Annotated in this window: 31 protein-coding genes, 1 tRNA gene and 1 riboswitch; of the genes, 16 read left to right on the top strand and 16 right to left on the bottom strand. The window is 70.4% G+C overall.

Features of this window, described 5'->3' with window-relative positions; translation table 11 throughout:
• The first annotated feature begins 9 nt into the window (after positions 1-9).
• Entirely contained in the window at positions 10-789 is a 780-nt protein-coding gene (gene pstB, locus J2X60_RS04870; protein WP_070417788.1) for a phosphate ABC transporter ATP-binding protein PstB, read from the top strand.
• 280 nt (positions 790-1069) lie between these two features.
• On the opposite strand, the gene J2X60_RS04865 is transcribed toward pstB, so the two are convergent.
• The 3 genes from J2X60_RS04865 to J2X60_RS04855 form a co-directional block, all read right to left on the bottom strand.
• A complete protein-coding gene (locus J2X60_RS04865) occupies positions 1070-1951 on the bottom strand; it encodes an anti-sigma factor (RefSeq protein WP_309886659.1) in 882 nt (293 codons plus the stop codon).
• A complete protein-coding gene (gene sigK / locus J2X60_RS04860; RefSeq protein WP_309777158.1) occupies positions 1948-2547 on the bottom strand; it encodes an ECF RNA polymerase sigma factor SigK in 600 nt (199 codons plus the stop codon). The genes J2X60_RS04865 and sigK overlap by 4 nt, the downstream gene beginning before the upstream one ends.
• Before the next feature lie 617 nt (positions 2548-3164).
• The gene (locus J2X60_RS04855; RefSeq protein ID WP_070417785.1) at positions 3165-3794 is read right to left on the bottom strand and encodes a DNA-directed RNA polymerase subunit beta; all 630 of its coding nucleotides are present in this window, start codon (positions 3792-3794) and stop codon (positions 3165-3167) included.
• A 125-nt stretch (positions 3795-3919) separates the two neighbouring features.
• Between J2X60_RS04855 and J2X60_RS04850 the strand changes: the two genes are divergently transcribed.
• Together J2X60_RS04850 and J2X60_RS04845 are read left to right on the top strand one after the other, a co-directional pair.
• Entirely contained in the window at positions 3920-4081 is a 162-nt protein-coding gene (locus tag J2X60_RS04850) for a hypothetical protein (protein WP_175473634.1), read from the top strand.
• 52 nt (positions 4082-4133) lie between these two features.
• A tRNA-Lys gene (locus J2X60_RS04845) sits at positions 4134-4206 on the top strand.
• A 393-nt stretch (positions 4207-4599) separates the two neighbouring features.
• Here J2X60_RS04845 and J2X60_RS04840 read toward each other — a convergent pair.
• Complete coding sequence (locus J2X60_RS04840; RefSeq protein WP_309886658.1) at positions 4600-5322, bottom strand: DUF2510 domain-containing protein; 723 nt, start codon at positions 5320-5322, stop codon at positions 4600-4602.
• A 292-nt stretch (positions 5323-5614) separates the two neighbouring features.
• On the opposite strand from J2X60_RS04840, the gene J2X60_RS04835 reads away from it, so the two are divergent.
• A complete protein-coding gene (locus tag J2X60_RS04835; RefSeq protein WP_309886657.1) occupies positions 5615-6319 on the top strand; it encodes a hypothetical protein in 705 nt (234 codons plus the stop codon).
• Between the two features lie 359 nt (positions 6320-6678).
• On the opposite strand, the gene J2X60_RS04830 is transcribed toward J2X60_RS04835, so the two are convergent.
• The 3 genes from J2X60_RS04830 to J2X60_RS04820 all read right to left on the bottom strand — a co-directional run bounded on the left by J2X60_RS04830 (position 6679) and on the right by J2X60_RS04820 (position 8197).
• Positions 6679-7026, bottom strand: coding sequence for a hypothetical protein (locus tag J2X60_RS04830; RefSeq protein WP_309886656.1), 348 nt, complete (start codon positions 7024-7026; stop codon positions 6679-6681).
• A 40-nt stretch (positions 7027-7066) separates the two neighbouring features.
• A complete protein-coding gene (locus J2X60_RS04825; protein ID WP_309886655.1) occupies positions 7067-7483 on the bottom strand; it encodes a hypothetical protein in 417 nt (138 codons plus the stop codon).
• Between the two features lie 330 nt (positions 7484-7813).
• Positions 7814-8197: a hypothetical protein gene (locus tag J2X60_RS04820; RefSeq protein ID WP_309886654.1), complete on the bottom strand. Its 384-nt coding sequence runs from the start codon at positions 8195-8197 to the stop codon at positions 7814-7816.
• A 201-nt stretch (positions 8198-8398) separates the two neighbouring features.
• Here J2X60_RS04820 and J2X60_RS04815 point away from each other — a divergent pair, with 201 nt between their 5' ends.
• On the top strand, positions 8399-8608 hold the full coding sequence (locus tag J2X60_RS04815) for a hypothetical protein (RefSeq protein ID WP_309886653.1): 210 nt from the start codon (positions 8399-8401) through the stop codon (positions 8606-8608).
• A gap of 254 nt (positions 8609-8862) precedes the next feature.
• Here the strand turns inward: J2X60_RS04815 and J2X60_RS04810 are convergent, their stop codons facing one another.
• The 3 genes from J2X60_RS04810 to J2X60_RS04800 all read right to left on the bottom strand — a co-directional run bounded on the left by J2X60_RS04810 (position 8863) and on the right by J2X60_RS04800 (position 9947).
• A complete protein-coding gene (locus J2X60_RS04810) occupies positions 8863-9132 on the bottom strand; it encodes a hypothetical protein (RefSeq protein WP_309886652.1) in 270 nt (89 codons plus the stop codon).
• Positions 9133-9489: 357 nt separating this feature from the next.
• A complete protein-coding gene (locus J2X60_RS04805; RefSeq protein WP_309886651.1) occupies positions 9490-9729 on the bottom strand; it encodes a hypothetical protein in 240 nt (79 codons plus the stop codon).
• 38 nt (positions 9730-9767) lie between these two features.
• A complete protein-coding gene (locus J2X60_RS04800; protein ID WP_309886650.1) occupies positions 9768-9947 on the bottom strand; it encodes a hypothetical protein in 180 nt (59 codons plus the stop codon).
• A 29-nt stretch (positions 9948-9976) separates the two neighbouring features.
• Between J2X60_RS04800 and J2X60_RS04795 the strand changes: the two genes are divergently transcribed.
• From J2X60_RS04795 to J2X60_RS04780, 4 genes are all read left to right on the top strand, one after another.
• Positions 9977-10342 carry a hypothetical protein gene (locus J2X60_RS04795; protein WP_309886649.1) on the top strand — a complete coding sequence of 122 codons (366 nt, stop codon included), beginning with the start codon at positions 9977-9979 and terminating at the stop codon, positions 10340-10342.
• A gap of 626 nt (positions 10343-10968) precedes the next feature.
• Complete coding sequence (locus J2X60_RS04790; protein ID WP_070417784.1) at positions 10969-12072, top strand: acyltransferase; 1104 nt, start codon at positions 10969-10971, stop codon at positions 12070-12072.
• 63 nt (positions 12073-12135) lie between these two features.
• Complete coding sequence (locus J2X60_RS04785) at positions 12136-12945, top strand: SGNH/GDSL hydrolase family protein (protein ID WP_309886648.1); 810 nt, start codon at positions 12136-12138, stop codon at positions 12943-12945.
• 165 nt (positions 12946-13110) lie between these two features.
• Positions 13111-13431 (top strand): hypothetical protein, encoded by a 321-nt coding sequence (locus J2X60_RS04780; protein WP_070417782.1) that lies wholly within the window; start codon positions 13111-13113, stop codon positions 13429-13431.
• 240 nt (positions 13432-13671) lie between these two features.
• On the opposite strand, the gene J2X60_RS04775 is transcribed toward J2X60_RS04780, so the two are convergent.
• Both J2X60_RS04775 and J2X60_RS04770 read right to left on the bottom strand, forming a co-directional pair.
• Positions 13672-14604: an aldose 1-epimerase family protein gene (locus J2X60_RS04775; RefSeq protein WP_309886647.1), complete on the bottom strand. Its 933-nt coding sequence runs from the start codon at positions 14602-14604 to the stop codon at positions 13672-13674.
• A complete protein-coding gene (locus J2X60_RS04770; RefSeq protein WP_309886646.1) occupies positions 14601-15524 on the bottom strand; it encodes a DeoR/GlpR family DNA-binding transcription regulator in 924 nt (307 codons plus the stop codon). The genes J2X60_RS04775 and J2X60_RS04770 overlap by 4 nt, the downstream gene beginning before the upstream one ends.
• A 64-nt stretch (positions 15525-15588) precedes the next feature.
• Between J2X60_RS04770 and galT the strand changes: the two genes are divergently transcribed.
• Together galT and galK are read left to right on the top strand one after the other, a co-directional pair.
• The gene (gene galT / locus J2X60_RS04765) at positions 15589-16698 is read left to right on the top strand and encodes a galactose-1-phosphate uridylyltransferase (RefSeq protein ID WP_309886645.1); all 1110 of its coding nucleotides are present in this window, start codon (positions 15589-15591) and stop codon (positions 16696-16698) included.
• On the top strand, positions 16695-17831 hold the full coding sequence (gene galK / locus J2X60_RS04760; protein ID WP_309886644.1) for a galactokinase: 1137 nt from the start codon (positions 16695-16697) through the stop codon (positions 17829-17831). Before galT ends, galK begins: the two co-directional genes overlap by 4 nt.
• A gap of 134 nt (positions 17832-17965) precedes the next feature.
• On the opposite strand, the gene J2X60_RS04755 is transcribed toward galK, so the two are convergent.
• The 4 genes from J2X60_RS04755 to glyA form a co-directional block, all read right to left on the bottom strand.
• Positions 17966-18358 carry a hypothetical protein gene (locus J2X60_RS04755; protein WP_309886643.1) on the bottom strand — a complete coding sequence of 131 codons (393 nt, stop codon included), beginning with the start codon at positions 18356-18358 and terminating at the stop codon, positions 17966-17968.
• Between the two features lie 29 nt (positions 18359-18387).
• Entirely contained in the window at positions 18388-18840 is a 453-nt protein-coding gene (locus J2X60_RS04750; RefSeq protein WP_309777171.1) for a hypothetical protein, read from the bottom strand.
• 206 nt (positions 18841-19046) lie between these two features.
• Positions 19047-19958: a tetrahydrofolate dehydrogenase/cyclohydrolase catalytic domain-containing protein gene (locus J2X60_RS04745; protein ID WP_309886716.1), complete on the bottom strand. Its 912-nt coding sequence runs from the start codon at positions 19956-19958 to the stop codon at positions 19047-19049.
• A 26-nt stretch (positions 19959-19984) separates the two neighbouring features.
• Complete coding sequence (glyA, locus tag J2X60_RS04740) at positions 19985-21268, bottom strand: serine hydroxymethyltransferase (RefSeq protein ID WP_302847420.1); 1284 nt, start codon at positions 21266-21268, stop codon at positions 19985-19987.
• Positions 21269-21327: 59 nt separating this feature from the next.
• Positions 21328-21413, bottom strand: a riboswitch (ZMP/ZTP riboswitch).
• A 37-nt stretch (positions 21414-21450) separates the two neighbouring features.
• On the opposite strand from glyA, the gene clpS reads away from it, so the two are divergent.
• The 5 genes from clpS to J2X60_RS04715 all read left to right on the top strand — a co-directional run bounded on the left by clpS (position 21451) and on the right by J2X60_RS04715 (position 25143).
• A complete protein-coding gene (clpS, locus tag J2X60_RS04735) occupies positions 21451-21750 on the top strand; it encodes an ATP-dependent Clp protease adapter ClpS (RefSeq protein ID WP_083403394.1) in 300 nt (99 codons plus the stop codon).
• On the top strand, positions 21747-22223 hold the full coding sequence (locus tag J2X60_RS04730) for a DUF2017 family protein (protein ID WP_309777172.1): 477 nt from the start codon (positions 21747-21749) through the stop codon (positions 22221-22223). Before clpS ends, J2X60_RS04730 begins: the two co-directional genes overlap by 4 nt.
• Entirely contained in the window at positions 22220-23161 is a 942-nt protein-coding gene (locus tag J2X60_RS04725; protein ID WP_309886642.1) for a GNAT family N-acetyltransferase, read from the top strand. The genes J2X60_RS04730 and J2X60_RS04725 overlap by 4 nt, the downstream gene beginning before the upstream one ends.
• A 51-nt stretch (positions 23162-23212) precedes the next feature.
• Positions 23213-23644, top strand: coding sequence for a MarR family winged helix-turn-helix transcriptional regulator (locus J2X60_RS04720; protein ID WP_071295859.1), 432 nt, complete (start codon positions 23213-23215; stop codon positions 23642-23644).
• 164 nt (positions 23645-23808) lie between these two features.
• Entirely contained in the window at positions 23809-25143 is a 1335-nt protein-coding gene (locus tag J2X60_RS04715) for an MFS transporter (RefSeq protein WP_309886641.1), read from the top strand.
• Positions 25144-25393: the final 250 nt, after the last annotated feature.

Genomic DNA, 25393 nt, shown 5'->3' with positions numbered 1-25393 from the left:
AGGAACACAGTGTCCAAGCGCATCGAGGTCGACGGCCTCAACGTCTACTACTCGAAGTTCAAGGCGGTCGAGGGCGTCGACATGACGATCGAGCCCCGCACCGTGACCGCGTTCATCGGTCCGTCCGGCTGCGGCAAGTCCACCTTCCTCCGCACCCTGAACCGCATGCACGAGGTCATCCCGGGCGCCTACGTCGAGGGCTCGGTCAAGATCGACGGCGACGACCTGTACGGCGCGGGCGTCGACCCGGTGCTCGTCCGTCGCCAGGTCGGCATGGTGTTCCAGCGTCCGAACCCGTTCCCGACGATGTCCATCAAGGACAACGTGCTCGCGGGCGTGAAGCTCAACAACAAGCGCCTCTCCCGCTCCGAGTCGGACGACGTCGTCGAGCGGTCCCTGCAGGGCGCGAACCTCTGGAACGAGGTCAAGGACCGCCTCGACAAGCCCGGCATGGGGCTGTCCGGCGGCCAGCAGCAGCGCCTCTGCATCGCCCGTGCGATCGCGGTGCAGCCGGACGTGCTCCTCATGGACGAGCCGTGCTCGGCGCTCGACCCGATCTCGACCCTCGCGATCGAGGACCTCATCGAGGAGCTGAAGAAGGAGTACACGATCGTCATCGTGACCCACAACATGCAGCAGGCCTCGCGCGTCAGCGACAAGACGGCGTTCTTCAACATCGCCGGCACCGGTGCCCCCGGCAAGCTCATCGAGTTCGACGACACCGCGACGATGTTCTCGAACCCGTCCGTGCAGGCCACCGAGGACTACGTCTCCGGCCGCTTCGGATGATCGTCGTCCGCCCGTGCGGACCCTGAACGACAAGACCGACGTCGTACGACGTCGGTCTTGTCGTTCGTTGTGCGCGGGCTGTTGCGGGCGCAGGATTGCGACAACGCGCTCGTCGTACGACAGCGGCGATGTCGTTCCGGGTCCGCACGCCGCGGCAGCCAGGAGGCGCGTCCCACCGCCCACAGGCAGCTCACCAATCACCACACCCGCCGGGCACGACGAACTCCCCGCCCGCGGACCGTGCCACGCGAGCGGGGAGACGTGCGAACCAGTGCCCGGGTCAGGCCGAGGTGGTCGGGACCGCCATGATCGGCGTCGTCGTCGGCTGGTCCGAGCCACCGGCGGGCTCCACCGTCATGCCGATCGTCGCACCGTGCGACAGCGACCCCTTGAGGACTGCCGAGTGCACCCCGGAGGACACCCCGTCCATCAGGCCGGCAGCGTTGATCTTGCCGCCGGTACCCTCGGAGCCGATGTACCAGAGTTCGTAGGTCTTGCCCTCCGGAGCAGCAGGGACCCCGTCGAGGATGACCGCGGACTTGCCGACCTCGTTCGACCAGACGACCGTGGCCGTCCCGCCGCCCGCGACCTTGGCGGTGCTGCGCTGGAAGTCCGACGCGGCGTAGATCCGGTCGAGTCCGCCGGACGCCTGGGTCGTACCAGGGCCGGGCTCGTTCGAGGGCGTGAAGGACGTGCCGACGCCGAGTCCGACGCCGAGGAAGACCACGGCGACGGCGGCCGCGGCGGAGAGTGCCGCTGCCGGACGCTGGAACCAGCGACGGCGAGCCTTCTCCGAAGCGGCACCACCGGCGGACGTGAGGTCCGTGGCGGGGGCGAACCGCGCCTCCTGGCCGGCATCGCCTACGGGCGCGTCAGCGACCGGATCGGTCGTGGCAGCCGGCTCGGACCGCGAGGCCACCGGAGCAGCCTGCGGGGTCGATGCGATCTGGGCCATCAGCGACGCCTTGAGCGACGAGGGCGGCTCGATCGGGGTGACGGCGTAGGCGAGCTGCAGCGCGGTCTCGCGCAGCGAGTCGGTCTCGGCCTGCAGCTCCGGAGAGGTGGCGAGCGCCGAGTCGAGCAGTGCCCGCTCGTCCTCCGACAGCGCGTCGAGGGCGTGTGAACCCGTCAGCAGAGCCGGGTCGTCGTGTCGTTCGGTCATGATGTCACCCCCATCTCGTCGCGGAGTCTGATCATCCCGTCACGGAGACGGGTCTTGACGGTGCCGATCGGGACACCGAGGTGGTCGGCCATCTCGCTGTGCGAGTAGCCGCCGTAGTACGCGAGTTGGACTGCCTGGCGCTGGAACTCGGTGAGCTTCGCGAGCGCCCGGCTGACGCGTTCGTGTTCGATCCGGATCTCGACCGACTCGGAGACCTGGTCGAAGCCGGCCTCGAAGTCGCGGATGCCGATCTTCGTGTCACGGTCGTGCGAGGACTGCGATGCCCGCACCCGGTCGACCGCTCGGCGGTGGGCCATGGTGAGGATCCAGCTCGCTGCGGTGCCGCGCTTGCGGTCGTAGCGGGTGGCTTGCTGCCAGACCTCGAGGAAGACCTCTTGCGTGACCTCTTCCGACTGCGCGCGGTCCCGGAGGAGCCTGGTCACGAGGCCGAGCACGCGGCCCGAGAGCACGTCGTACAGCTCGGAGAAGGCTGCCTGGTCGCCGGTCGCCACGCGGGTGAGGAGGTCGTCTGGGGACGCCTGAGCCGGCTCGGTCGAGCTCCAGCTCTCGGTGTCACTGTCCACGATGGCAAGCATTGCAGGTTTCCCTCCTCTCGGTTGCGATCTGGCTGTGAGTCCTGTCCGACCACGCGTTCGGGTCTCGTGGTCGGGACAGTGGTGCAGGACAGCACGAGGGCCCGCGTGACCCGCAGGGAATTGACCGCCAGGGAGCGGACCGGGTCTCGCGGGACCCTCGCTGTCGTGACCGGCTCATCGCCTGTCACGGTGATGATTCGGCACCCTCGCCCAACCGGATTGGAGCGGTTCTCACGGCTTGTCGCTGGGGCGCGCTCGGGGCACGCCCGGCGTCGGTTCTGTCCACCGAGAGTGAACAGGGTCGTGTGCACGGCCGCGGTCTCGTAGAATCGATGTCGCCGGGCCGCAGCAAGCCCCGGGCTCCAAAATTCGCCGCTTCGAGCGGCCTCGCGCCGAGAGGCGCTTCTGCGGCCCGGTTCTTCTCTGCCCGCTTCGTGCGTGCGCGTTCCGTGCCCGCTTCTCGGGTGCGCGTTCCGTGCCCGCTTCTCGGGTGGGCGTTCCGTGCCCGCTTCTCGGGTGCGCGTTCCGTACCCGCTTCTTGCGTGCGTGTCGCGTGCCCGGTGGGCGTCGTCGCGGTCGGGCCTGGAGGCGCGGTTCGGGTCCGCCCCGCGGCCCGCTCAGTCCAGGCTGTCGCGGCGCCAGAGCGACGCCGCCTCGGTGAGGTCGGCCGCCAGTTCCGACAGGCGCAGCGCGCGCGTCGTGAGCTCGGACGCCCGGTCCCCCGCCGTGAGGTCCGCGTCGTCGGCAACCGCGGTCGCTCCCGCTGCCGTGAGCCGGCAGAACGCGGCACCGCGGTCGAGCGCCACCGCGAGGTCACCCGTGTAGAGGCCGTGCAGGATCCGGTCGGCCAGCGTCAGGATCTCCGCCGGTCCGGTCGGCTGCTCCGCGCCCGCGACGGCCTGGTCGATCGTGCCGATCCGCTCCGTGCCGCGCGCGAAGAGGTACGCGATCTCCTCCGGGTTCTGCCGGATGACGGTGCGGACGAGGTAGATCCGCCACAGTGCGCCCGGGAGCGTGTGCGCCCCCACCCGCGCCCACAGCTCGGCGATGGCGTCGATGCCGTGCACGTCCGTGTAGGTCACCAGGCGCTCGACGACCGCCGGGTCCGGGTCCTGCCGCACGCGGTGGAGCAGGGCGTTCGCGGTCTCGTGCGCGACGCGGTTCACCACGGCCGGGTCCTCGCCGCCCTGGATCGCGGCGAACTCCTGGTCGGTGAAGTGGACGGGACGGTGGTGATCGCGAGGCACCGCGTCAGTGTAGGCACGGCCGGTGACGCGCCCGCCCTCCGTTCGCCCAGAACGCAACCGCTCCGTCGCGCGTACGGTGTCTGATCGGGAGGCGCTCCTCCCGCACGCGAAGGAAGAGGACTCCCATGAACCCCCTGCTCATCATCCTGGCCGTGATCGCGGTCATCCTGCTGTTCGTCGGTGGCTTCACCGCGAGCCTGAAGTTCCTGCTCTGGGTCGGCCTCGTGCTGCTCATCGTCGCGGTCGTGCTGTGGCTCGTCCGCACGCTCACCGGGCGTCGCAGCTGACCCGTCCCCTCGGTTCTTCCCGGAGGCCCTCACCCGCTAGCCTTGCGGGTGAGGGCCTCTAGCTCAGTTGGTAGAGCACCGGACTTTTAATCCGAGGGTCGTGGGTTCGAGCCCCACGGGGCCCACATCGAAAACCCCCGGTCGAAGCCGCAATGGCCTCGCCGGGGGTTCCGTGTACAGCCAGGCGCGTGGGGTAACCCGTCACGCAACGAACGCCCGCGACGCCCGGGCAAGCACGCTAGCGCCCGTCGTCCGGATCAGCCGGTGCGCAACGACGGGGAACTCCTCGAGCACGTCGAGGCGCTGCACGGGCTGCAGCAGGCGCTGCCGGTAGCGCACCCACGAGATCCCGAGGATCTCACACCGCGGCCCCCTTCGCCCGGACGTTCCGCGGGTGCCGCGCCTCGAACAGCAGGATGGCGCGCGCCGTCGTTCATCGCCTCGATCGTCTGACGGGCCACCGACAACGAGAACGCCCGCCAGGCGGTCACCTGGCGGGCGTTCGGCCGTAGTGAAGGTCAGAGGCCGAGGAGCTTCCGCTTCGCCGCCGTGAACTCCTCGTCGGACAGGATCCCTGACTGGTGAAACCCAGCCAAGCGCTCGAGCTCGGCGTTCAGATCCGACGCCGCCGAAGCCGGGGCCGCTGGCGAAGTCGGCGCCGCAGGTGCGCTCGGCACGGCCTGCGGGAACGGCGTGCCCTGGTAGCTCACGTGCGACGTCTGCTCGCGCACGCGCAGGCCCTCCCGAGCTTTGAACGCCGCATCGTTGATCGCATTCACGCCCTCGCGGAAATTCGGGATGTCCTCAAGCTTCACCTCCTCGCGGCCGCCAGAGCGATCCGCCCACAGAGTGATCGTGCCCAGGCCGCGCGCCTTCTGCGCCATCGACTGCTTCGCGTCGACATCGTGGATCTCGTGCGTGCGGATCTGCTGCGCGTTCGTGCGGAGGGTGCCGGACTCGAAGTGGAGGTACTCGGGCGTCAGCGTGTAGCGGCCGCCTCCGATCTGCGTGATCGGCTTCCCGACCGCGGACCAGAGCACGTCCGCTCGGACCGAAGGGTCGGTGCGGGTGACGAGGTTCCGACCTGCGTCGGCTAGCTTCGCGCCGAGACCAGAACGCTGCGGCGCCGGCGTGGCTGCCTGAGCGGCCTGCGTCTGCTCCGTCCACTGCGCTCCGTCCCACCAGCGGGTCGTGCCCTGGCCGTCGGGGTACCAGCCAGCAGGCGGCGGTGTGTTCGTCATCGGTCGTTCCTCTCGATCCGAGCGAATCGTAGCCGCCTGAGCGGTCCTGCAGACAGACCCACGTGTACGAGGCAGCCGAGTCCCCCGTTGAGCGAAGCGCTGCTGTCGGCGACAGCGCTCATGATTATGCTCATGGCCGAGCACAAGTGAGCGCCGTCCGAGCACCAAAACGTCCCGATCTATGCGGCCGACTTGCTCCGCGTCGACGCGATCGGAAGAGGGCAGCGTTCCGGGCTCAGGTCCCCCTACCCGGGGGACGCGCCGTCGTCGGCTCTTCTTTAGGCTGAGCACCGTGACTTCAAGGAACCCGGCGACGCTGCTTCTCGAGATATTTGAGCAGTGGGACAGCGACATTCAGTCGGTGATGGGGATGTCCCAAGCCCGAGGCTGGAACGATGAGCCGCAACGCGCGACTGCCGTCCACGCCCGAGCGTGGACCTGTCTCGGGGAGGTCTCTCGCACCATCACTGGCCTGCAGGGTCTTGGGCTTGATGTCAGCGCTTCGCTCGCTTACCTGCCGCGGTGGGGAGCGATGGCGGCAGGTGTTGGCGTGGGCTGGGGCAACGTCAATGGCCGCGACATCGCGTTCCCACCGGACGCAATGGCGCAGCTCCGGATGCTTGCGACCCTGATCGAGGTGGCAGGCGGTCAGGCAGCTCCTGCGAATAGGGACCTACTCGGAGAAGTCGTGGAGGAAGCTATGCGTCTCCTGCAGGAGGACGAGACGATCACGGGCGAGCTTCGGGCGTACCTCGTGAAGCTCGTCCGCGAGATCCGGACCGCACTGGAGGACGATCGTATCGGCACCGCGTTCGACTTCGCCGACGCATCCGAGCGCCTGTGGGTTGCGATGCATGCGGCCTCTGCCCAATCGGCGAAGGAGCCCTCAGCGTGGAAGGCCGGTGCAGCGAAGCTCCTGCCGCCCGCCATCTCGGGAGTGCTCGTACATATGGGCACCGTGGGCTTCGACAACGTGATGAAGGCGCTCAGTAGCTAGGATGCGGCCCAGATCTCGACGTCCGCGTGGTCGTCCTTCAGCGCGTTGCAGCGGCAGTGCATTGGGCTGAAGGCCAAGCGGGTTCCTCGTGCTCGCGCCGCGTGCAGGTGAGTCGCTGCGCGGCCGGTCCCAGAGCGGGGCGCGGGTTCCGGCCGCGGTCTGGATGCGTGTCGGCGGGCACGAGGAAGTCTGTGGGCCGGGGTCACTCCCTAGGGCGCCGGCCTGGGATCCGTTCGCCTCCGACAGCCGGGCAGATCACTCATTCACCCGAGCAACGACGCCTCTCCGGTGTCGGTACGACGAACGCCCCCAGCCACAGGGGCTGAGGGCGTTCGGTTCGACGTGTTGGGCGTCGAGAGTTACGCGTACTGCATCTTCGTCTCGATCTGCGGCAGTGCCACGGCCGACTCCCGCACGCTGATGCGGATCGTCTTCCCGGGGTTCTTCGACATCTTGATCAGGAGCATGCCCATGCTCAGGTCATGGTTGACCTCGAGCTCACCGTGCGACACCGCACGGTCGCTCAGCGTCATGACTTGAAAGTCCTTCGCGAAGGCTATGGCGATGTTCGCGTTGCCTCCGAGCTCACGCACGCGATCGAAGACCTCGCTGACGTACTCGTTCGGAAGAGCAACGACGAGCGGGGACGAACCATCGTCCAACTTCATGAGGTCGACCGGGTTCGCCCTGGTGCCAATCGTTTTCATGACTCGCTTCGTTAGTTCGATGCGTCGCGACGCCATCACGTCACCTTTCCTGCTCGTTGACGAAATCATATGCTTCGTCCACCGCTCCGACCAGACCAATCTGAATGTCTCTCGTAGAGTAGATGTCGCGGATGTGCTCCGGCTCGGAGTCGTGATCGCCGTTCCAGTGACGATGCACAGTCGCGCGATGCCTCGTGTCGATGCAGAGCATCTCCCGCCAGCTGCCGCCCTCGCGCCTAGTCACCGTCACAGCGAACTCCACTACTTCGTTGGTTGACTCGTAGCGCACGGTTCGCTGGTAGATGCGCACGTCGCCAATCTCTACGAACGGCTCTTGTTCCCAAACCGGCTCCGTCGGGTCGCGCGTCCAGCGCTCGGACTGATCGTGAGCATCAAGCAACGCCGCCTCATCGCGACGCTGCTGAGCGCGCTTCTGGCGCCCGTACTTGTTACCCACGAGCCGACAGCCTAGCCGGATGCGAGAGCGTCTCACGACAGAGGCCCCTGACGCGAGTATCCCGATCCGCGGTGCAGGCGGACGGGTTCGCTGGCGCAAGCAGCGCTTTCACGCGAAACGCCTGCACTGACGCCGATCAGCGTGTCGTTAGAGTCGTCTTCTGGGCAAGCTTCCCCCTCCGGCACTCCGCCAGCACGACGTAACGTTTCACGTAGACGCGGCGGTTCAGTCGGAGGAATGGCATCCTGTCGGCGACGTGGAGCTCGAAGGTGCGGGCGGTCATCTTCAGGTGCCGGCACGCTCGCGCCTTGGTCCGCCACTCTTCGTCGGTCAGACTGCCCTCCCGTTCTGGTCGTCCGCGAGTACCGGCTCGTGCGGCACCCGGTTCTCGTCGTCGTGCACGTGCCGCGCCTTGCCCCGCTCCGGATGCTTCACCAGGTCGCCGCAGACGACGCACCGCTGCACCTCCTGCGTCGGCCAGCACCCGTGCGCGTCGTAGAACGCCAGCATCCCGGGACGATCCCAGGACTGCCGCTCGTCGCGGAGCCCCACGACGACCTGGCGGGCACTCCGCGACGTCAGCAGCGCCGTGTGGCCCTCGTGTCCGCAAAGGCCGCAGCGGAGGACGACATCCTCGGTGCGGCCACCCTCCGGCCGCTCTGCGGCGTACGCGTAGTGGTCGCGCACGGGGGCGGGTGGGGGCGGGAGTTGCACGCCCGCACGTGAACAGGCCCCTGTCGAATCGCGGCCGCACCGTACTGCCGCCCATCCCGACCGCCTGTCGGTGCTGGAAGGCCAGGTCGAACCGGCCGCACGAGACGCAGCGGTGCTGGTCGCTCATACACACACCTCCGGACGTCCGGCGTCGGATCCGCACCCCTACCCATGTGAGCAGTCCTCCGCTACGGTCAGACCATGCCCGACACGCACTGGCGACTGACGCACGGCAACCAGACCTGGGAGCTGAATTTCGTCCACGGGGAGTACCTGCGGAAAATCCTCGACGACGAGACTGAGCAGCCCGCGGTCTTCAAGTTCCCGCCGCGCGATGACGCCCCGGTGAGCGAGGTCCGTATCGTGCTGCCGACCACCGCAGGCCTCGTGCTCGAGCGCCTCGAGTACTGAGTTCACGAGATCACTCCCGCTACTTCACGCTCGATGTCGGAGAGCTCGTAGCCCCAAGACGCCAGCAGCTCGAGGTACGGCTTCACCCCCCCTGGCCGGCTGCCAGCCCTTCCGGTCGAAGTCCCTAGCGCCTTCGATCGACCCGAGGGCCAGTACGAGCGCAACCTGCGGAGCCCGAGTCGGGTGCTCGTCGAGGTATATCTCGACATCGTGCTTCCCGAGGCCACTGTCGGACTTCGCGGCCTACAGGAGCGTCAGCAGCACGGCCATGGGTAGTTCCCGTACGACTCTTCGAGCGACTGCCGAGCAGACAGCAGCTCCCGGCCGGGCGCTAGCTTGCCCCGCTTCTGCCGCAGCTCCTGGAGCCTTGCCACACGCACGCCGGTTGCGACGTCCCAAGCCTTCGTCCGCTCGCGGTCCTGGCGCCGCTGCTCCGTCTTCGCGGCCTGCTCCTCAGGCGTGAGATCCGCCGGGGCTGCCTGCTTCTCGCGCCGAGCGTCCACGAAGAGACCTCGCTCCGCCACCAAGCGATTGTGTAGCGAACCTCGGGCACCCGCTCGCCATCGCTGTAGACGAAGACGATGTAGGCCCGGAGGCCGTCGCCGGCACGCTTCACGAGTTCGTCGTGAGGCAGCGATGCGACCGTCGTCGAGAGCTTCGGGCCGTGTGAAGGTCCAAGCCCGAACGACGTCGACTGCGTCGTGCGCCGTCGGCTCGACGACCGTCATGCCTTGCGCCTCGAGTTCAGCGGTCAGCTTCGCCCGCGCACTGCGCTCCTGCTACACGGCGTACGACGAACCGTTCGCCAGCAGGACCCGAGCCTGCGCTTCGGGATCATCGTCGAACTCCGCCACCGCGATCGCCACGCTGAACGACAGCTGCTAATCGCGGATCGTCGAGGTCGCGGCAGTCGAGCGGCCAACCGCGAGGGCTCCATCGACGACCTTCTTCGTGGTGCCGGTCCGCTTCGCGATCGACGGCGCGCTCACGCCGAGCTGCTCGAGTCCCTTCATCGCCAGCACCTGCTCGACCTCGTCCAGCTCCGCGCGGTGCTCGTTAACCACGACCCGGTCGACGATGCGCGCAGCGTCCTCGAGCGGCGCCACCAGGAAGACCGACACCTCGGCGAGACCCGAGGCGGGACCTTCACGAGCTCCGTCTACGCTTCCAGGGTCGAAGCGTCGTTCGCGAAGCGCAGTGTCTTGTTCCGCTTCCCGCGGTCCAGGATGTGCTGCACCGCGTCGACGATCGCCTCGTCGCACATCGTCCGGATCTTGATCGTCTTGCCGAGCACGTCTCCCCCAAGGTCGCCAGCGTACGTCTCACGCTTGTCGGCCACGGTGACCACCAACCGCTACGGTGTCGACCATGATCAGCGTGCAGGGCATCGAGCTCATCGCGACCGTGATACCCGTCGGACTGCTCGTCCTCACGATCGAGTTCCGACGCACAATCCTGACCCTCGTTGCGGACCTGAAATACCTCTGGGCACGAATTGCTGCCTGCCTACTTCTCGTCGTCGCAAGCGTCGGCTCTGTGCTCGCAGAGGTGCTCTGTATCTCCAGCGTCGGCAGCAACGTGCCGCTGGGCGGGTTCGACGCGGTCTTCGTGACCGTGCCTCTCGTCACGCTGGGCTTCGTGGTGATGGGTGCCATCAGCACGACCATCGGCCGGATGATCGCGGCCATCCTGTTCAGAGCCACTGACGACGAGATCCGCAAGCTCGACCTCTGACGCGTCATCGTCGGATTTCTCTCCCGGAGCCCGCAGCTCCGTACATCTGGTTGACGCTCTTCGTGATCGTTTGGAAGGCCGAGAACTTCCCCTCGAGCGCCGCACCTGACGCAGCGCGAGCTGGTACGCGACCTCCGCGACGTCACGATCGATCCGTTCCTTCTGCGTCGCCTTCTTCGCGCGTACTTCTTCTCCGTCTGCGGGCCCTAGTGGGCAATGTCGGCGACGGGACGGCGTCCCGCTCGAAGAAGTCGGCCGGCGCTTCGGCCACGTGTCACCGCAGACGACGCGCTGGACGCCCACCTCGCCGAGACGGCATCCGGCGCGGTCCTCTGCGCGCTCAGCTGACCAGAGCCACGTGGGGCAGACGCGGGGCAGGACACCGCTCCGGGAGACTCTAACGTGCTCCAGTTCCGACCGTGCCGAAGCGGCTAACGCGCGCGCCAGCGCAGAGACGTGCGGGCATCGACTCCAGTCGGTGACGAAATGCCCTGATCAGCCGCGACGCTCTTCTGATCCGAGGGTCGTGGGTTCGAGCCCCACGGGGCCCACATCGCGTCCCGATGTCGCGCCAACCGAACGTGACCGTTCCTTGGCTTGGCCGGGCTTCCCGTAGGATCGTCGGCATGCGCGATCGCCCAACCGGCAGGATCGGCTCACTGGACGGACTCCGCGGCGTCGCTGCCGCCGTCGTCGTCGTCCACCACGCCTTCCTCTCGATCCCGACCCTCTCGGACGGCAACTACCGCCGTGACGTCCCCGACTGGGCGAGCTGGATGGTGTACTCCCCCGCCCACCTCGTGTGGGCCGGCAGCGAGGCCGTCTTCGTCTTCTTCGTGCTGAGCGGCTTCGTCCTGACCCTCCCGGCCCTCCGCCGGTCGCAGGACTGGATCGCCTACTACCCGAGCCGGCTCGTCCGCCTCTACCTGCCGGTGGTGGCGTCGATCGCGCTCGCGCTCGTGTTCTTCTTCCTCGTTCCCCGGCAGGACCAGCCGCACCAGTCGTTCTGGATCAACCGGCACGCCGAGCCGTTCACCCTGCACGGACTCGTGAACGACCTCACGCTCCTCGCTCCGACGCTCGTGAACAGCCCGCTCTGGTCGCTCACGTGGGAGGTCCTCTTCTCCCTGCTGCTGCCGCTCTTCGTCTCGATCGCCGCGGTGACCCGACGCTGGTGGTGGGTGACCGCCATCGTCGCCGTCTTCCTGTCGGCCCTCGGCGAGTACGAGCACTCGAAGTGGCTGATGTACCTGCCGATGTTCCTGCTCGGCTCCGCGCTCGCGGCCGGCTGGGAGCGCCTGCCGGACGTCCCGACGCTGCTCGGCTGGGTCCTGCTCGTGGTGAGCCTCCTCGGCATCACCGTGAAGTGGTGGCTGCCGACGACGGCGTGGTGGTCGCCCGTGCTGCCCGCGATCATCCTCGCTTCGGCCGGCACGATCGTCGTGCTCGCCGGCAGGTGGTTGCCCGCCGAGCGCTTCCTGCTCGGTGCGATCCCCCGCGAGCTCGGACGGCTCTCGTTCAGCCTCTACCTCGTGCACGAACCCATCACGGTGTCCGTCGCGAACCTCCTCCCGCGTGCCCTGCCGTCCTGGCTGGTCCTCGTCGCGATCCCGATCGGCATCGGCGTCGCGTACGTGTTCTCGCGACTCGTCGAACTGCCGGCGCACCGCTTGGCGAAACACATCGCGAAGTCGCTCTCGAGCCGTCCACCCGTCCCGCAGGCTGTCTGACGGTTCAGCACCTCGCCGGGCGGGTGTCCGGGGGCACGGATGCTGAGCACCTACAATCCCGGTGTGGCTCGACGAACCGACGGCGGTGTGCCCGGCGGCTCCCGTCGGTCCACCGCGCAGACCAGGCGCCGACGAGCGGTCCCCGCGATCGCCCTCGGCGCCATGTGCCTCGGCATCGCCGGGCTGCTCGTCATGCTGCCCGCCGTGTCCGACGCCTGCCAGCCGGTGCCCGCGACGTCCGACTTCTCGGCTGAGCAGGTCGCGGACGCGATCGCCCCGGGCTCCGACGTCCTCATCGTCGGCGACTCGTACACGACGGGTCGCGGTTCCTACGACGACGTGCACGGGTGGGCGCAGGACCTCGTGTCCGAGCGGCAGTGGGACGCGACCATCAACGGCTACCCGGGCACCGGCTACGTGAACCCCGGCCGCGGTCGCTCCTCGCGCGCCGTCTACCTGTCCCGGATCGAGCAGCGGGCAGCGCTCACGCCGGACCTCGTCCTCGTCCAGGGCAGCCAGAACGACTGGCTCACCGACTCCACCACCCTCGAGAAGACCGTCGAGCGGACGCTCCGGCAGGCCGAGGTGCAGTGGCCGGACGCGGTCGTGGTGGCGATCGGCCCGTCGGCACCCCAGCCGCGCGCCGAGGCCACGACGGGCATCAACGACGCGGTGGCCGCGGGTGCCAACGCCGTGGGCGTCCCGTACATCGACGCGATCGACGGGCAGTGGTTCACCGCGATGAACAGCGGCAGCTACGCCGCGACCGACCAGCAGCACCTCAACGACGCCGGGTACCTGTACCTCGCGGGCAAGATCGACGCCGAGCTCGAGCAGCTCGCGACGCAGCCCGACGGCGAGCAGTGCCTCTGAGCACTCGACCGGGGTACAAGTCGTCCTCAGGAGCCTCAGGGTGGTTCCACTGCACAGTTCAGTCCGCGTTCAGCCGACTGTTGGGCTGCCGCCGATAGTGTCGTTCCCGGATCCGATCGACGGATCCTGCAGCACCGCACCATCGCAGAACGAACGGGGTACACCGTGATCGAGCCCATCGAAGCCACGCAGACCAGCACCACCGGTGACGCGCGCCGCATCGTCGAGCTCGCAGCAGCGACCAACACGACGATGAGCAACGAGCTCCTGCTCGACACGCTCCGCCGGAACGCCCAGGTCACGACCCGCCACATCCGCAAGGACTTCGTCGAGGTCGCGACCGGCACCGCGGTGCTCGGCTACGTCTGCCGGCAGCGCAAGGACTTCATCGCCCTCCGCGGCGACGATCCGGCGTGGGCGCACGAGGTGGGCCGCTACGCGAGCGAGTCCCTCGCGGTCGAGGCGCTGCGCATGCGTCGCGCCTGACCCTCCCGCACGAACGACGAAGGCCGCCCCACCTCGGGGCGGCCTTCGTCGTGTCCGGCGCGGACCAGCCGCGGGTGCCTCGCGCCCTGCCGAGTCTCGCCCTCGCGGACACCCTCGCGCCGCACGAGGCGCGAACGTGTACGCAGGGCCGAGTCTCGGCTCTGCGGACACCGTCGCGGCGCGGGACACGCGAAACCGTCCGCCGGGCCGAGTCTCGGGCGCGGACCAGCCGCGCCCGGGTCAGGACCAGACGCGGCGGATGCCCCAGCTGCCGGTCCAGGCCTCGTCGGGCTCGAGCCAGCGCAGCCCCTCCCCGGAGTTGAGCGCGTCGGCCGGCGCCGTCATCGGCTCCACCGCCACGGCCAGCCCGGTGCCGTCGCCACGGGGGAACTCGCGGGAGGTGAACACCTGCACGTACGGGAACGACCCGTCCTGCCAGAGTTCGACGCCGTCACCCTCCGGCCCGTGCATCGTCGTGCGCCGGATCCCCTCGGCGTCGGGCGTGACGTCCGTGTAGGCGGTGTCGAGGTCGGCGTCACCGGCGCGGACGCCGGAGCGCAGGTCGAACGAGGTGCCGTCGACGGCCACGGTGCCGTTCGGGATCTTCCGCTCGTCCACGGTGAACGCCGTCGCCGCGTCGAGCCGGACGACGAGGTCCTCGGCGGGGGTGTCCCCGGCACGGAGGTACGGGTGCGCGCCGATCGCGAACGGCGCACGCACGCCGGAGCGGTTCACGACCTCGTGCGTCACCCGGATGCCGTCGTCGACGAGCTCGTGGTGCACGCGGGTCTCGAGCGTGAAGGGCCAGCCGTGCTGCGGGTGGATCGTGGCTTCCTGCACGATGCCGGACTCGGTCTGGGACACGACGCGGTACGGCGCGAACCGGAGCAGCCCGTGCGAGGCGTTGCCGTACTTCGGCTCGGAGACGTCGAGCTGCTGCTGCTTGCCGTCGAGTTCCCACACGCCGCCGGCGACGCGGTTCGGCCACGGCGCGAGCACGATCCCGTTCGCCCCGGGCGGCTGCGACGTGACGGGGAACGGCTCGGTGAGGTCGAACCCCGCGACGCGGAGTTCCCGGATGCCGGCCGCCACCTCGGTGACGATCGCCTCGACGACCCCGTCGGGTCCGGCGTGGCGGAGGTGGTACTGCCCTCCGGTGGGAGCTGCGGTCATGAGGTACGGGTCCTTCCCGGTGCGGATGGTGCTGATCGCGCGGATGGTGCTGATCGTGCGGATGGTGCTGATCGTGCGGATGGTGCAGATGGTGCTGGTACTGCCGGCTCGTCCGCCACGACCACCTCGACGCCGGCCGCCCGGATCGGGGCGACCTGCTCCGCCGTGGTCTCGGCGGTGACGACGACGTCGATGTCCTCGAGCGCGCGGACGACCCCGATGTGGGCCCGGCCGAACTTCGACCCGTCCGCGACCACGACCGTACGCCGAGCCGCGGCCGCGAGCATCCGCTTCGCCTCGGTCTCGGGCAGGTTCACGTTGGTGAGGCCGTGCGCGACGTCGACCCCGGTGCCACCGAGGAACACGAGGTCCGCGGCGATCATCGGCAGCAGCGTGCCGTTGAACGGCGCCACGAGGGAGTGCTGCAGCGGGCGGAGCGTCCCCCCGGTGACGATGACGGTGAAGCGCGGGACGGCGGCCTCGAGCACGAGCGCGGTCGTCAGCGAGTTCGTGACCACCGTGACGTCGACGAGGTCCTCGCGGGCGACCAGTGCCGTCGCCACGGCGGCGGGCGTGGTGCCGACGTCGAGCACGACGCACTGCCCGGAGCGCACGAGCGCCGCCGCGGCGCGGCCGATGGCGGCCTTGGCCACCTGGTGCTCGACGGCGGTCTCCTCGAAGGGGCGCTCGGTGGAACCGGCCCCGAGGCGGACGGCACCGCCGCGGACCCGCCGGATCCGCGCCTCCTGGTCGAGCAGGGAGAGGTCCTGCCGGACGGTCACCTCGCTGGTGCCGAGGGCCGCTGCCAGGGCGGCCGTGCGGACGAGTCCGGGCGCGCCCTCGACGATCGAGACGATGCGGTCCTGCCGCAGCGGCGCGGGGAGCGCGCCGGCCAGGAAGGAGAGGTCGTCGTCCGTCATGCCACCAGTTTCGCGTGCTTACGAACACTTTCGCAATGCTTCGTGAAGCCGCTAGGGTTGTGCGGTGATCACCAAGCGCGTGACGAAGCTCGCGGACGGACGCGACCTCTTCTACTTCGACGACGCCGACTCGACGCTGCCCGCAGAACGCAGCATCGACCAGCGTGTCCTCGACCCGCGGCCGGAGACTGCGCGCATGCGGCAGGACGTCCTCACGGGCGAGTGGGTGTCCATCGCGGCGAGCCGGCAGAACCGCGTGTTCCTGCCGCCGGCCGACCAGGACCCGCTCGCGCCGCAGTCGGCGGAGAACCCCTCCGAGATCCCGAGCCGGTACGACGTCGCGGTGTTCGAGAACCGCTCCCCGTCCTTCGGCCCGATGCTCGCCGGACCCGACGGGGCGGACGACGCCCCGCCGTCGCTCGACTCCCTGACCGAGGTCGGGCTGAACCGGCAGTTCCGGAGCGTCGGGCGGTGCGAGGTCGTCTGCTTCTCGCCCGCGACCGAGGGCTCCTTCGCGTCGATCTCCGAGTCACGCGCCCGCACCGTGGTCGAGGCGTGGGCGGACCGCACGGCGGCGCTGTCCCGGATGCCCGGCATCCAGCAGGTCTTCCCGTTCGAGAACCGGGGCGAGGCCATCGGCGTCACGCTCCACCACCCGCACGGGCAGATCTACGCCTACCCCTACGTCACCCCGCGCACCCAGCGCCTGCTCGAGAGCATCGAGCGGTTCGGGCCGGACCTGTTCGAGCAGCACCTCGCGAACGAGCGCGCCTCCGACCGGGTCGTCCTCGCCGGTGAGCACTTCACCGCCTTCGTGCCCTTCGCCGCACGCTGGCCCATCGAGATCCACATGCTCCCGCACCGGCACGTTCCCGACTTCGCCGGGCTCACCGACGCCGAGAAGGACGAGCTGGCGCACATGCACCTGCGGCTCACCCGCGGGATCGACAAGCTCTACGGCGACCCGACGCCGTACATCGCCGCGTGGCACCAGGCGCCGGTGCACACCGGGCGCGACACCGTGCGGCTCATGCTCCAGATCACGTCCCCGCGACGCGCGGCGGACAAGCTCAAGTTCCTGGCCGGCAGCGAAGCCGCCATGGGCGCCTGGATCGGGGACCTCGTCCCCGAGAAGGCGGCCGAGTTCATCCGAGGAGGGATCGAACGCGCATGACGTTCCAGCAGGTCTACGGGTACGAGCCCGCGGTGCGGTACTCCGCGCCCGGCCGGGTCAACCTCATCGGCGAGCACACCGACTACAACGACGGGTACGTGCTGCCCTTCGCCATCGACCGTCGCACGACCGCGTCGATCGCGCCCCGGGACGACCGGCAGCTGCGCGTCGCGTCGGCGTTCGACGCGGGCACCGTCGTCGAGCTCTCCCTCGACGAGCTGGCGCCCGAGCGCATGGACGGCTGGTCGGCGTACGTCCTCGGCATCGCGTGGGCGCTCCGCGAGCAGGCGGGCGCGGACCTCACCGGCAAGTCCGGCTTCGACGTCTTCATTGAGTCGGACGTCCCGGTCGGTGCCGGGCTCTCGTCGAGCGCGGCGATCGAGTGCGGCGTCGCACTCGCCTTCAACGACCTGTGGGAGCTCGGGCTCGACCGGAAGACCCTGGCCCGGGTCGGCCAGTACTCCGAGAACCACGCCGTCGGCGCACCCACCGGGATCATGGACCAGTCCGCGTCGCTGCTCGGCGAGCAGGACGCGGTCGTCTTCCTCGACTGCCGCACGCTCGACACCGCCGTGGTCGACCTGGCGCTCGAGGCGAACGGGCTCGAGGTCCTCGTCGTCGACACGCGCGTCGAGCACGCGCACGCCACCGGCGGCTACAAGGCCCGTCGCGAGTCGTGCGAGCACGGTGCGGCCGTGATGGGCGTCGAGGCGCTCCGCGACCTGTCGGTCGACGACCTGCCCCGCGCGCAGGAACTCCTCGACGATGAGACCTTCCGCCGTGTCCGGCACGTCGTGAGCGAGGACCAGCGCGTCCTCGACACCGTCCGCACGCTGCGCGAGCACGGGCCGCGAGCGATCGGGTCCCTGCTGGTCGCGTCGCACGAGTCGATGCGGGACGACTTCGAGATCTCGGTGCCGGAGCTCGACCTCGCGGTCGCGACCGCGATGGAGCACGGTGCGGTGGGCGCGCGGATGACCGGTGGCGGCTTCGGTGGTGCGGCGATCGCGTTGGTCGACCAGGAGGCGCGGCAGACGATCGCAGACGCGGTCACCGCCGCCTTCGCCGCGGCCGGGTACCGCGAGCCGACGGTGTTCACGGTGCACGCCGCGCAGGGCGCCCGGCGCGACTGACGCGCCGGGTCCCGCGGGCCGACCGGGGCCGCGGGTCAGCGGGTCGCGTGCCCCGTGGTGACGGTCACGCCGCCCCACGGGAAGCCGTGCGGGTGCAAGACCTCGTGGTCGATCTGGTCCATCACGACGTGCCCCTAGATCAGCACGCCGACCACGACCACCACCGGGACGGCCAGGTACGCCGCGAACCGGACGACGTCGCCGAGCGACCGCTTGCCGAACCGCGCGAGCATCGGCGGCAGGAACACCCCGACGACGACCACGAGGAGCAGGACGGCGATCGCGGCGGGCGCTGTGTGTCCCTCGGCCTGCACGGTCGGCGGCGCGCTCGACAGCGGGTTGCCCGCGTTGTCGATCCAGTGACCGTCGCCGTCCGTCCCGCCGTACTCCGACGAGACGGACCGCATCGTGAGCGTCGGGTACGACAGGAGCGCGACGGCCCCGATCAGCACGAGGCCCCGCGCTCGCGGTCGCAGCTTCCGTCCGGCGTGCGCCATCACGGGCGCGGTCTGCACGTTCTCCCCCATGTGCGAGACCGTAGCACCGCGGTCGACGCTCACGGCGCGCCCTCGAGTCGCTGGATCGACCACGAGACGTCGCCGATCGTGAACGGGTGCAGGTCGCCGTGCGCGACGGCCCAGTACACCCACTGCCACTGCACGATGAACAGCACCCACACCAGCACGGTCGCCCCGACCACCCCAGCCAGACCGAGCGCGAGCACGCGGTCCTGGTCCCACCGCGCGGCACCGCGCCGAGCGACCCCGACGACGAAGCCGGCCACCGCGAAGCCGACCGTGAGGAGCACCCACCCGATCCACGGCCGGGCCTCGAACTGCACGAAGCCGAGTTCGTGCACGTCCGTGCTGCCGGGCAGCCGCGGCTGAGCGGACCAGTTCTGTCCGAGGACCTGCAGGAACAGGCACAGCAGCGTGATCCAGACGAGCTTGCGGGCGTCCTTCGTGAAGAGCGACTCGCGTGCCCGGGGCTCCGCGGCGGAGGTGGTCATGCCCGAACGGTAGCGCGGTGCCGGCCGCGGCAGAAGCGCCCGTCCGGGGCACGCCCCGGACCCGGCCACCTCGGGCCCGCGCGGACGTGGCGGCGCCGACCCGCGCCTCCCGACCGTGCTCCGTGAGCAGAAATGGTCGGGTTCCACGACGGGACCCGACCATTTCTGCTCACGAAGCGCACGCGCGGCGCGGCGCGCGCAGCGCGCTAGTGCAAGTGGCGCTCGGCGGCCTCGACCACGTTCTTCATCAGCATCGCGCGGGTCATCGGGCCGACACCGCCGGGCGTCGGCGACAGGAAGCCCGCCACCGAGGCGACCGCGGGGTCGACGTCGCCCCGGAGGCGAGCCTTGCCCGTCTCCGGGGAGACCACGCGACTGATGCCGACGTCGATGACCGCCGCACCGGGCTTCACCCAGTCCGGCTGCACGAGCCCCGCGACACCGGCCGCGGCGACGATGATGTCCGCCCGCCGGCACTCGGCGGCGACGTCCTCGGTGAGGGAGTGGGTGAGGGTCGCGGTGGCCTCGAGCCGGGTGAGGAGCAGCCCGAGCGGACGACCGACCGTGAGCCCCTGCCCGATGATCGTGACGTGCTGCCCCCGGATCGGGACGTCGTACGCCTCGAGCATCGCGACGATGCCGCGCGGGGTGCACGGCAGGGGCGCGTCGATCGTGCCGGCACCGCCCGGGACGGCGAGCACGAGCTCACCGAGGTTGGTCGGGTGCAGGCCGTCAGCGTCCTTCGCCGGGTTCATCAGCTCGAGCATCGGGATCGGGTCGATCCCCTGCGGCAGCGGGAGCTGCACGATGAACGCGGTGACCCGGGGGTCGTCGTTCATCTGCAGGATCGCTGCCCGGATGTCGGCGGCCGACGCGGTCTCGGGCAGGTCGATGCGGACCGAGTCGAGCCCGATCTGCGCCGAGTCGCGGTGCTTGCCCGCGACGTAGGACACCGAGCCCGCGTTCTGGCCGACCATGATCGTGCCGAGCCCGGGGCGGAACCCGTGGTCGTGCAGCCGGTCGATGCGGACCTTCAGGTCGTCGAGCGTGCGGGCGGCGAGGGCGGTGCCGTCGATGCGGATGGCACTGCCCTCACCCCCCCAGCGCTCGCGCGGCAGCGGCGCGGGCGACGGGGCGGCGCCGCTCACGCGTAGAGCGGGAACGCGTCGGTCAGGGCCTTCACCCGGGCCGAGAGCGCGTCGATGTCGGGGTTCGGCATGAGGGTCAGCGCGATGATGTCCGCGACCTCGGTGAACTCCGCGTCGCCGAAGCCACGCGTGGCCAGCGCCGAGGTGCCGATGCGGACACCCGAGGTGACCATCGGCGGGCGCGGGTCGAACGGCACGGAGTTGCGGTTCACGGTGATGCCGACCTCGTGCAGGAGGTCCTCGGCCTGCTTGCCGTCGACCTCGGACGTGCGGAGGTCCACGAGCACGAGGTGCACGTCGGTGCCACCGGTGAGGACGTCGATGCCCGCAGCCTTCGCGTCGTCGGCCGTCAGCCGTGCGGCGAGCGCCTGTGCACCGCGGATCGTGCGCTCCTGGCGCTCCTTGAACTCCGGGGTGGCGGCGAGCAGGAACGCGGTGGCCTTGGCGGCGATCACGTGCATGAGCGGACCGCCCTGCTGGCCCGGGAACACGGCCGAGTTGAGCTTCTTGAAGAGCGACTCGTCGTTCGACAGGATGATGCCGGAGCGGGGGCCGCCGAGGGTCTTGTGCACCGTCGAGGACACCACGTGGGCGTGCGGCACCGGGGACGGGTGCAGGCCGGCGGCGACGAGACCGGCGAAGTGCGCCATGTCCACCCAGAGCTTCGCGCCGACCTCGTCCGCGATCTCGCGGAACTTCGCGAAGTCGAGCTGGCGCGGGTAGGCCGACCAACCGGCGATGAGGACCTTCGGCTGGTGCTCGATGGCCTTCGCGCGGATGTCGTCGTAGTCGACCTCGAACGTCTCGGGGTCGACGCCGTACGCGACGGCGTTGTAGATGCGGCCGGAGAAGTTGAGCTTCATGCCGTGGGTCAGGTGGCCGCCGTGCGCGAGCTCGAGGCCGAGGATGGTGTCGCCGGCCGAGGCGATGGCGTGCAGGACGGCCGCGTTGGCCGTGGCGCCGGAGTGCGGCTGGACGTTGGCGTACTCGGCGCCGAAGAGGGCCTTCGCGCGGTCGATGGCGAGCTGCTCGGCGACGTCGACGTACTCGCAGCCGCCGTAGTAGCGCTTGCCCGGGTAGCCCTCGGCGTACTTGTTCGTGAGCACGGAGCCCTGCGACTCGAGGACGGCGCGCGGCACGAAGTTCTCCGACGCGATCATCTCGAGGGTGTCGCGCTGGCGGCCGAGCTCCTGCTCGAGGACGCGGGCGATCTCGGGGTCGACCTCGTTCAGCGGGGCGTTGAAGGCGGTGTTGGTGGCTGCGGGGGGCAGATCGGTGATGGACACGGGACTCCTCGTTGTCTGTTCCGTCGCGCACGCGCACGACGAGGTGGACGGGTGGGCGCGGCCCAGGCGTACGGCCGCGCACCGTGTCAGGTGTCGCTCCCCGATGGTGACCCATCCAACGCCAGTCGCGACCCCCCGATCGTACCGAGCGAGCAGGTTCGTGTCACCCTGGGTGCATGACCCTGTTGACGCCCGACGTGGACGAGCGCACCGACGCCCGCACGAGCGTGCGACCGGACACGCCGTGGGTCGCGGTCGTGTGGGACGACCCGGTGAACCTCATGTCCTACGTGACCTACGTCTTCCAGCAGTACTTCGGCTTCCCGCGCGCGAAGGCGGAGCGACTCATGCGCCAGGTGAACGACGAGGGACGCGCGATCGTGGCGACCGGCCCCCGCGAAGCGATGGAGGCCCACGTCGAGGCCATGCACGGGTACGGGCTGCAGGCCTCGGTGGACAGGGCGCCCGCTCCGTGATCCCGTTCGTCCGCCGTGCCGACGGCGTGCACCTCGCCATGTCCTCCGGCGAGCGCGGCGTGCTCACGTCGCTGACCGAGCAGCTGCAGCAGGTGCTCGACGGGGACCTCGCATCGGACCCGGTCGCGGCGCGGATGTTCCCGGACGCCTACCGCGACGACGCCGAGGCGAGCGCGGAGTTCCGGCGGTGGACCGAGTCGGACCTGGTGGCGAGGAAGACCGAGAACGCCCGGGCCGTGCACGCGTGGCTCACCGGGGCGCGGGACGGCGCCTTCGAGACCTCGGACGAGCAGGCCTGGCTGCGCTGCCTGACGGACCTGCGGCTGACGATCGCGGACCGGCTGGGGATCGTGGACTCCGCCACGGAGGAGCAGTCGTCCACCGCCGACGCGGGCGTCGGCCTCCGGGACGTCTACGACTGGCTCGGGTACGTGCAGGAGCACCTGGTCGAGACCCTGACCGGTCCGCGGTGAGCGTCGCCTTCCGCCCCGTCGACGGTGACGACCTGGAGGCGCTGCTCGCCTTCTCGACGGACGAACCGGTCGCGTGGATCGGTGCGGACCGGTACCGGGCCGAGTCCGCCACGGGCAACTACCGCCCGGAGTGGTCGTGGCTGGCCCTGCGGGACGGTCGCCCGGTCGGCCGTGCGCTCTGGTGGGGCGGCGCGGACGCCACGGCACCGTCGACACTCGACGACCTGCTCATCGCACCGGGGTCGTCCGACCCCGACGAGCGCCGGGAGATCGCCGCCGGACTCATCGCCGCCGGGGCCGCCGCGTTCGGTTCGCTGCCGGAGTGGATCGTCGACGTCGCGGTGGACTGGCACACGGACGACGACGCCGTCGCGGCCGTGCGGTGGCGGACGGAAGCGGCCCGTGCCGCCGGACTCGGACGGATGACCGAGCGGGTCAGCGTCGCGCTCGAACAGCCGGGCGCTCCCGCGACGGGGTCGGGGTCGACGCCGGCCCTGCGGTTCCGCGGCGGCGACGACGCCGAGTTCGTGGACCTCTTCGCGCGCGTCGCAGTCGGGAGCCTCGACGCACACACGCTGGCCGCCGTCGCCGAGCTGGGCTCGCGGGGCGCGGCCGCCGACGACCTCGCGTTCTACCGGTCGCTGCCCGGATCGCGGGACGGGTGGCGGATCGCCCTCGACGCGGAGGGGCTCGTCGTCGGCTTCGTCATCGCGACCCGGACGGCGTACGACGCGGCCGTCAGCTCCATCGGCGTCCTGCCGCAGCACAGGGGTCGCGGCGTCGTCGACGGACTGCTGGCCGAGGCGGTCCGGGTGCATGCCGCTGCCGGTGCACCGCGGGTGGTCGGGACGACGGACGCGACGAACACCCCGATGCGTCGGGCGTTCGAGCGTGCGGGGTTCGTGGTGACGAAGCGGCGGATCGTCTTCGAGCCGTGATTTCAGAAGGCAGCCTTGCAAGTTCACCTGTCGAAGTAGTACCGTGACGGTATGGAATCTGACGGCGACGGCTCGGACGTGCTCGCCGGGGCGCTGCTGACGCTGTACGGCAAGATCCGCCGCACGACCCTCGTCGGCAAGGTCGACGACGTCACGGCCTCGCAGTCCGCCGCACTCGGTCGACTCGTCCGCGACGGCGCGACCACGACGGCCGAACTCGCCCGCGCCGAGGGCGTCCGGCCGCAGTCGATGGGGGCGACCGTCCAGGCGCTCGAGGACCTCGGCCTCGTCACCCGCACGCAGGACCCGACCGACGGGCGCCGGACCATCGTCGCCGCGACGGACGCCGGCCGCACTGCCCGCGACGAGTCCCACCGCGCCCGGACCCGCCTGCTCGCCGAGCGCCTCGCGACGCTCGACCCCGACGACCGTGCCACGGTCGCCCGCTCCCTCCGCATCCTCGAACCCCTCGTCGAACCGTGACCACCCGGAGGGGCGACCCGCGTCGACCGACGAGAGCCGCGCCTCCTGGCCGTCACGATGCGACCCCCTCGCAAAGGCAGCCGAACACGTCCACCGCAACCGCCTCCACACCCGTCTCCCCGTCGACCGATCCCGGCGGCAGCGGCTTCGGCCCGAAGCTCCTCGTGCCGGTCCTGGTCGGACCGCTGCTCAACCCGATCAACACGACGATGGTGTCGGTCGCCCTCGCGCCGATCTCCCGCGACCTCGGGATCGGTGCCGCGCAGGCGATCTGGCTCGTCGCGGCGCTGTACCTCGCGAGCGCCATCGCGCAGCCGACGATGGGCAAGCTCGCCGATCGGTTCGGTCCGAAGAAGGTGTTCCTGACCGGACTCGTCATCGTCGGGGTCGCCGGGATCGTGCCCGAGTTCCTGACCGGCTTCGGCGGCGCGGTGTTCGCGCGCGTGCTGATCGGCATCGGGACCTCGTCGGCGTACCCGGCCGCGCTGACGACCCTGCGCCAGCACTCCGCCCGCATCGGGAAGCCCACCCCGCCGCTCGTGCTCGGCGCGCTGTCGATCACGTCGCTCGTGTCCGCCGCCGCCGGGCCGCCCCTCGGTGGAGCGCTCATCGCCGCGTTCGGGTGGCACGCGATCTTCCTCGTCAACGTCCCGCTCGCCGCCTTCGGGATCGTCGTCTCCGCGCTGTGGCTGCCGTCGGACAGGCTCCGGCCGCGGACCGACGAGGAGCTGCCCGTCCTCACCGCGCTCGACCCGTTCGGGATGCTGCTCATGACCGGTTTCGTGTCGGCGCTGCTCGTGTTCCTGCTCGACCTGTCCGCCGGACTCTGGTGGCTGCTCGGCACGGCGGTCGTGCTGCTCGTCGCGCTCGTGCTCTGGGAGCTCCGCGCCGTGCGGCCGTTCGTCGACGTGCGCATGCTCGCCCGCAACGGGGCCCTCTCCCGCACGTACATGCGGCTGTTCCTCGTGTACATGCTCGCCTACACGATGACCTACGGCTTCTCGCAGTGGGTGCAGGACGTCGCGGGCTACTCGAGCGACGTCGCCGGGTACATCCAGCTGCCCGCGGCAGTCGTCGCCGGGGTCGCGTCGTTCCTCATCGCCCGGAAGACCGCCGTGCGGGGGCCGCTCATCGTCGCGGCCGTGGTGCCGATCGTCGGCGGGCTGCTCCTCCTGCTGCTCCACACCGGGTCGCCGGTGTTCCTGCTCGTCCTCGCGCCGGCGCTGTTCGGCGTGCCGCAGGCCCTGGCGTCCGTGTCGAACCAGGCGGCGCTCTACCGGGTGGTGCCCGCGGAGTACATCGGGACCGCGGCGGGGCTGTCCCGGACGAGCGTGTACATCGGAGCGATCGGGGCGTCCTCGCTGATCGGCGGGGTGTTCGGCCAGGCCCCGACGACGCCGGACCTGCACGTGCTGGCGTGGGTGATCGTGGGGGTCGCGGTGCTGTTGAGCGTCCTGACGATCGCCGACCGGGCGCTGTCGCGGCCGCTCCCCCGCTGACGCCGCGGGGCGGCGCGCGCCGCGGCGGGCGGCGGGCGCAGCCCGCCCGCCCGCCCGGCCGGCCGCTGGCCAGACGCGCGCACAACCAAAGTCACGTCGAACCGCGCGATCGTCCAGTTCGACGTGACTTTGGTTGTGCGCCGCCCGCTGGCGCCGCCGCCCGGCGGCGCCGGAGCCGCCGCGCCCGCGCGCGCCGCGCCCGCGCGACCGCCGGCGGGCCGCAGCCCGACCGGCGGGGCCGCGCCGCGCC

It is taken from the genome of Curtobacterium sp. 320, from assembly GCF_031455235.1.
Classification (GTDB): Bacteria; Actinomycetota; Actinomycetes; order Actinomycetales; family Microbacteriaceae; genus Curtobacterium.
Note: the sequence above shows the minus strand (reverse complement) of the source record. Positions and strands in the feature narration are given on the sequence as shown.

What these genes read in the sequence shown, in the direction of transcription:
- J2X60_RS04770 (WP_309886646.1), bottom strand. Translation starts at nt 15,524, where the DNA reads ATGACGGACGACGACCTCTCCTTCCTGGCCGGCGCGCTCCCCGCGCCG.
- galK (WP_309886644.1), top strand. Translation starts at nt 16,695, where the DNA reads ATGACGTTCCAGCAGGTCTACGGGTACGAGCCCGCGGTGCGGTACTCC.
- J2X60_RS04720 (WP_071295859.1), top strand. Translation starts at nt 23,213, where the DNA reads ATGGAATCTGACGGCGACGGCTCGGACGTGCTCGCCGGGGCGCTGCTG.
- J2X60_RS04840 (WP_309886658.1), bottom strand. Translation starts at nt 5,322, where the DNA reads ATGACGAACACACCGCCGCCTGCTGGCTGGTACCCCGACGGCCAGGGC.
- J2X60_RS04795 (WP_309886649.1), top strand. Translation starts at nt 9,977, where the DNA reads ATGATCAGCGTGCAGGGCATCGAGCTCATCGCGACCGTGATACCCGTC.
- J2X60_RS04815 (WP_309886653.1), top strand. Translation starts at nt 8,399, where the DNA reads ATGCCCGACACGCACTGGCGACTGACGCACGGCAACCAGACCTGGGAG.
- J2X60_RS04790 (WP_070417784.1), top strand. Translation starts at nt 10,969, where the DNA reads ATGCGCGATCGCCCAACCGGCAGGATCGGCTCACTGGACGGACTCCGC.
- J2X60_RS04850 (WP_175473634.1), top strand. Translation starts at nt 3,920, where the DNA reads ATGAACCCCCTGCTCATCATCCTGGCCGTGATCGCGGTCATCCTGCTG.
- sigK (WP_309777158.1), bottom strand. Translation starts at nt 2,547, where the DNA reads ATGCTTGCCATCGTGGACAGTGACACCGAGAGCTGGAGCTCGACCGAG.
- J2X60_RS04775 (WP_309886647.1), bottom strand. Translation starts at nt 14,604, where the DNA reads ATGACCGCAGCTCCCACCGGAGGGCAGTACCACCTCCGCCACGCCGGA.
- J2X60_RS04865 (WP_309886659.1), bottom strand. Translation starts at nt 1,951, where the DNA reads ATGACCGAACGACACGACGACCCGGCTCTGCTGACGGGTTCACACGCC.
- J2X60_RS04830 (WP_309886656.1), bottom strand. Translation starts at nt 7,026, where the DNA reads ATGAAAACGATTGGCACCAGGGCGAACCCGGTCGACCTCATGAAGTTG.
- J2X60_RS04755 (WP_309886643.1), bottom strand. Translation starts at nt 18,358, where the DNA reads ATGGGGGAGAACGTGCAGACCGCGCCCGTGATGGCGCACGCCGGACGG.
- J2X60_RS04750 (WP_309777171.1), bottom strand. Translation starts at nt 18,840, where the DNA reads ATGACCACCTCCGCCGCGGAGCCCCGGGCACGCGAGTCGCTCTTCACG.
- clpS (WP_083403394.1), top strand. Translation starts at nt 21,451, where the DNA reads ATGACCCTGTTGACGCCCGACGTGGACGAGCGCACCGACGCCCGCACG.